Here is a 6,167-nt window from a genome sequence, read left to right as displayed (position 1 = left end):
GATGGCAGCTGGAATCGTCATAAGTAAGGCCATTAATGGAGGAAGGGAGCTAATTAATCCCACCTGATAATTGCTGGCACTTAATATGGTAATMGCAAAAATAGGAAAGAAATTATTCGAAAAGTTCAAGGCAATAGTCGAAGCCATACCATTGTAAATACTAATTTTTTCATTATATGGGCGCATATTATTCTCCACGTTAATTCATAATTTGGTGGTACGCTTTGAATTATATACTTATGGTAAAAGAAAACAAGTCCTTTGGGACACGAAATTTTATTTGAATCAACTATTTAAGGATACCAAGCAAATTCACATGCTACGTAAGAGAGGGGAAATTCGGGGGAAACCTTACTGACTTAAAGAAGAAATTGAAACATATCTCCATGATTTACCGATAAAAATCGGGCATTCTAACTAGACAAATAATTATGCTCAAGGCGGAAAGGTTGATTAAAAGAAAATAGCATACCCCTCAGCTAGTGAGGGGTATGCTATTAATCTAATCGATGTTATCTCAAACCATAAGCCTTAATAACTTCCTGAGAAATTTTGATTCCTTGGTCATCCCAAGCTGTTGCACGGAGGGAAACATATTTGTTTGTCTTAGGATTGTTAATCTTAGCTGTCCAACGATCATCCGCTGTACGCTCAAGTTTTACTTTCTTCCATGACTCTCCTTCATTAAAGGAAACCTCTAATGTAGCTCCCTCTAATTTACCGTAACCCGCTACATCATCAAGTTTTGCAACAGAAAGCTCGATCGCAGTGGATGGTGCAGCTAATGCATTGCCGTTCATATCTGTTTCAACTTTGTAGTCAAGAGAATAGAACGGAAGCAACGTGTGGTAATCCTCAGCTTTTCCAGACCAGAACGTCCATTCCGTATGAGTACTTAAAGATGTTGTCCAGCGATTCGGATCACGCTTTGCATCACTTACTAACCGGTATTGTGTTTTTTCTTCTGGGACTGGATTAAATAAATTTAAAGCCTGTCCTTTTCCTTCTCTAAGAAGGGTATCTCCTTGGAACAATTTAAGTGTTTGATTTTTCACGGAATCATCATAACCGATACCGCCTGTAGTGCCATTTCCTGAATCTGCCCAAGCAGGAATATTGAATTGTAAATAGTTCCCTTGGCGGTTAGGTGTCCAATAACCAACTCCCAAACGAGGACGAGCTACTGGTGAGAACCAGTCTTCTTGAAGCTTTTGACCTTTTTCATAGGTAACAGCAGGCTGGCGAACTTCCCAAGGACTGTCTAATACTTCTGCATGGTGATACCAGAGTGTATCTTTCACTGCTGAAACCCACTCTGTTCGAACAGATGGCAACTGTAATTTGTATAAAAACCCAACAGCTCCTCTTGTGTACGGACGCAGATCATAACGGAACTCTCCGCCAGGTGCTTCACGGTCTGATTTGTAACGGCTATCAATCTTGACTAGTTCATTGTTAGATGGTGCATATTTTAAATTCTTTGGAATCTGGTCTTGATGCACATCCATTAGATCATAGACATAAGGTGTATTTACTTCACCTTCAACAAACAATTTCAGGTCACCGGAACGTGCTGCTGTAATCACTTTATCGCCTTCACTTTTACTGATTCCAGCAACGGCAAGAGGAATATCTGTATAATCGGGATTTCCTGCAAACACACTGAATTCCTTATCTTCATTGTTTACGATGATCAACAGCTTTGCACCCGCTGCATGTGCCGCAACGGCCTGCTCAGAAGGCGTAACTTCCGTGTTGCGATCGACGACAACCGCTTTGCCTTTTGCTTTCAGACGCTCATAGTCAACTGGTGTTCCTTTTCCTGCATAAACGGTTGATAAGTTATATTTTCCATCAAGAAGTGTACTTCCAGCCAATGGAATATCATCCAACACTTTTCCTTTAAAATTGATCTCAAGGTAAGGTTTTATTAAACGCCAGCGAGTCAAAAATTCGAAGTCTCCTGTCTTAACTTCCTTTGTTGGGACAGCATACATTTTATCGATCCACACAGGCATTAAATAAATATGATTCATTGTTTTGCCATCAAGGGAACGGTAGTATTCCATGCGCTGATAGCTTGGTTCTGTATTTTTTGGCACTTCAACTGAAATTTCTTTTGCTTTTCGAGCATCAAGTTCCACGGTTTGAGGACCGTCTAGATTAATCTCTGGTGTACCAACCAATGCCACACCTTGGTGATCTGTTTCGGTATCTACTTCCATCATAGACATAGCTGAATAGGTTCCAGCGGGTAAACGAACTTCTGTTGTTCCGTTTACAGCAACAAATTCAGGATCCATGTTTTTGTTAACGAGTCCAACATACGTAAGGGTAGGGTTCCCGTTACGGTCTGTAGCGTTAAACGTTAACGGATACTTTTCCTCTTCCTTTACCATACCCATTGAAGTATGAGCCACTTGTTTGCCTTCGGCATCTGTTGCTGTTAGATGTCCTTCATAACGAGTGCCTAACTCTCCATGTTGTGGGTTCAAAGTGACCTTTACATCTTTTGTTCCATTAGCCGGAATGGTAATCTGGCTCTCAGAAACCGTTAACAAACCATTTGTTGCAGCATCACCTTTTGTATTCTTAAAGTCAGCATGCAAATCTAAGTTTACAGCGGAGTCACTGTCGTTTGTATACGTGACTGTTTTCTGTACAGGCTGAGCATTATCATGTGGCCATTTGAAAAATCCAAATGATAGGGAACCGGTTGCTCTCACTGTGCTGAATGCAGCTGCTGGTACATCCAATCGGCCCGATCCGATATGATAAGGCGAGTAATCTAACTTTTTAGACGTACTCATCAACGCTTCTTTTAGTTGAGTTCCATTCCACTCAGGGTTCTTCTGCAGAAGGATTGCAGCAGCACCCGCCACATGTGGAGTTGCCATGGATGTACCACTCATGCTTCTGTAAGATCCGCTTCCTGATGAAAGACCAGATCGAGCTGCAACGATGTCAACACCCGGTGCAGACAGGTCAGGTTTCAATCCCATGTCTCCATAACGAGGACCTTTGGAAGTGAAATAAGCGATGTTGTCTGACTTATCAACGGCACCGATTGTTAATGCTGCATCTGCAGTTCCGGGTGAACCGATGGCTCCTTCATAACCTGCGTTTCCGGCAGCAATAACAAATAGTGCACCTGTTTCTTCACTTAGTCTATTTACGGCTTGAGCCATCGGGTCTGTTCCGTCACTTGGCTCGCTGCTTCCCAAACTCATGCTTACAATCTTGGCGTTGTCTGCAGCCCATTCCATACCGTCAATAATCCAAGAATCCAAACCGCTTCCTTGATTGTTTAACACTTTACCTACAAGCAAACGTGCTTCAGGAGCAACACCTTTGTTCTTGCCTTCAGAGGCTGCACCTGTTCCCAGTACCGTTGAAGCAACGTGTGTGCCGTGTCCATGAGCATCATCTACCGTTTCTCCAGGTACAAAGCTTTTTGCCGCGTCTATTTGATTTGCAAGATCGGGATGATTAGGATCGATTCCTGTATCAAGTACCGCTACCTTAACCCCCTTACCTGTAAAACCAGAATCCCATGCAGTTGGGGCACCGATCTGAGGTACGCTTTTGTCTAATGTGGCTTCCACTTTGCCATCCAGCCAGATTTTTTCAATGCCCTGCTCAAATAAAGCCGTGTTTGATTTCGCTGTTGACGTTGATTCACCATCAGGTGTGATATCTTCCCAGAACGTATCCGCTTCATTTTTGGTAGCAGAGAGGGCAAMAGCGTTAATACTCTCTAACACACGAACTATTTTAGCTCCTTTTGGTTCAGCTTTTACTTGAACGGCTTTGCCTTTTTTTTCTGTATATTCTACGATAACGGGTAGAGACGAAAGCGTTTTGTCATCATAGCCATTTTCGATCAATTCCGTTACATTAAACAAATCCTTATCTAACTTATCAGCTGCGAGGTAAGGCATAGCTGACCCTGGAATAACATACGTATTTTCACCAATATTTAGAATCTGAGCACCTGCACCATTCCGATCAACAGGTTCCACATTAATTACGCTTTTACCGCCTTCAATCTTTTTAATGGTCACGACATCACCTGTAATAAGCGTGATCTTTTTTTCATCTGCGCCATTGATATTGTTTACAAAAGATGAGGTCTCAAGTGTCTTTTCAAGCGATGTTTTATCAATTGCTTTAACGTTATAAAAGGTTGAGGCAAGCATAACCGTAGATAAAGAGGTTGCTATTACCGTCTTCATGTTCATTTTTTTCAACATATTTCCTCCTAAAAAAGCTATTTATAAAATAAATGCATCTAGTATGATCTGTCTTGATGTAGGGAACTCACTGTTAAAACAAATACGGGAGTTAATAGTTTGCTAGTATGTGGAAAGAAAAAACCTCCTTTGGCCAATTAAAGATTCTGAACAGGAGTATGTTGTTCTAGTTGAAGGATCAGATGATATTTAGTAGGCATTGAATTTAGTAGGCATTGAATTTAATAGAATTGTATACCTCTTGATTTAAAGAGTCGATGGGGGTTATTTAAGAGGGTTTTAGAACTAATTATTTTATAAAACAGCTTTTATTTTTTAAAAAAGGTTGACGTTTATACCCCAGCTACTATAAAAGGATGTCGATGGTTTTTTTTACAGGACCTTTTGACTATATTATTTTCTTAAACCATTAAAATCATTTCGGTCAAAGGGCCCTACCAATAAAATGATGAAACATACGTTAAGTAAATTTCTAGATAAAAAGCCGATTACTCCTTAGCGTAGGAGTAATCGGCTCTTGTTTTAGCGGACTGTGAATCAGCAAAACGTGGTGTTTAACTATTCTATGTATGGGTCAGGTATCCAACTTTCTATCAGTAGTTCATTATCATTAATATCTTCATTCAAAATGATAATAACTTTTTTCACTTGTCATTTTATCGGATGCTAGTTGAAAGGCTTTTTCTTTCTGGTTCGATTTAACATAATACAAAAACAGTTTTTTTTCATAATGTAGTTTTACAAACTGATTTCCGTTGGCGATGAGAATGGGAATGGCTGTTTTCTCAATATACTCATATAGCTCCTTTTCATTTTGATAGATAGTATGAAGTTGGATTTCAAAATCCATTTGTCTAGGATCTTGATTTTGTTTTGTTAATTTTAATCCTTTTTTTGAAAGATCGATAAGCTCTTCTTCGGGAAGGAGCCTCCCTTTATAGCAGGCAGAAATATACCCATTAAGTGATGTTAGATAATGAGGTGTCTTTTCAGTTATTAGTTCCAATGCTTTTTCATACGACTGTTTAGCCTCGGAGTATCGTTTTCTTCTATAATATTCAAATGCTATATTGTGATAGATTTTAGACGCTCTATCAATACAGTTGACTGATTCACAGACTTTCAGCAACTTTTCGTATTGTTGTTTGGTTTCATCCATATCATAAGGTTCCGTGGAATTAAGCTGGACTAAAAGTAGGGTTTCTGTATCAATAATTCTTAAGATATTTAATGTGCTTTTGAAAAATTGTAACGCCTTTTGTCCATAAAAATAGGAAAAAATAGTTGATTGAATTGAATGGTAGGCTATTGCTAAATGATAATAGTATTCTAAGTTTGAATAATTGTTATCAATTTTTTTTAATGTTTCAATGCAAGACTTGTAATTACCTGTCAGAAACATGTAGATTCCGTCTATGTGGTTTAAGAAATTTTGTTCATCAGAATCAAGGTCACTGTACTGATTCCTCATCGTTTCTATGATTTTTTTTGTTTTAGGCTTTTCATTTACAAATAAATAATACCTTGCCAATATTAGATAGTATTGATTTTTAAAGTCAGCTAAAAATCTTAAAGATTCGTTTTCTATTTCTTCTTTAAGTTGATAGATTTCTTTTGAGTCGATCATAATCAATGCGTTCTTCCATTTGATCAGTTTTTCTTGTAGGGAAAAATAGCGAGAGCGTTCAATATTCATTGTTATCCCAAGTTTTTTTGCAAGTAAATCCGTAATTTCATGAGAAAACTCCGTAATCCCGCGTTCTATTTTGCTAAGATGTGTGACGGAACAAATTCCTTGAGCAAGTAGTCCTTGAGTTAGCCCTGACTCTTCGCGATAGAATTTTATTAATTTTCCTTCAATCATAATACACCCCAGATAAACGATTTTCTATTTATTATAGGGAAGTATATCTC

The 6,167-nt window shown here is 38.7% G+C and carries 2 protein-coding genes and 1 pseudogene; all 3 read right to left on the bottom strand.

Features of this window, described 5'->3' with window-relative positions; genetic code table 11:
• Nucleotides 1-186, bottom strand: a pseudogene (locus AC1DOS_RS17315) (MFS transporter); the annotation flags it as partial.
• Between the two features lie 326 nt (nucleotides 187-512).
• The gene (locus tag AC1DOS_RS17310; protein ID WP_477538499.1) at nucleotides 513-4,253 is read right to left on the bottom strand and encodes a S8 family peptidase; all 3,741 of its coding nucleotides are present in this window, start codon (nucleotides 4,251-4,253) and stop codon (nucleotides 513-515) included.
• A gap of 619 nt (nucleotides 4,254-4,872) precedes the next feature.
• A complete protein-coding gene (locus AC1DOS_RS17305) occupies nucleotides 4,873-6,117 on the bottom strand; it encodes a helix-turn-helix domain-containing protein (RefSeq protein ID WP_477538498.1) in 1,245 nt (414 codons plus the stop codon).
• Nucleotides 6,118-6,167 lie beyond the last annotated feature (50 nt).

It is taken from the genome of Paenisporosarcina sp. P5_A11 (assembly GCF_056400705.1).
The sequence above is the reverse complement of the archived record's forward strand: the minus strand, read 5'-3'. Positions and strand labels throughout refer to the sequence as shown.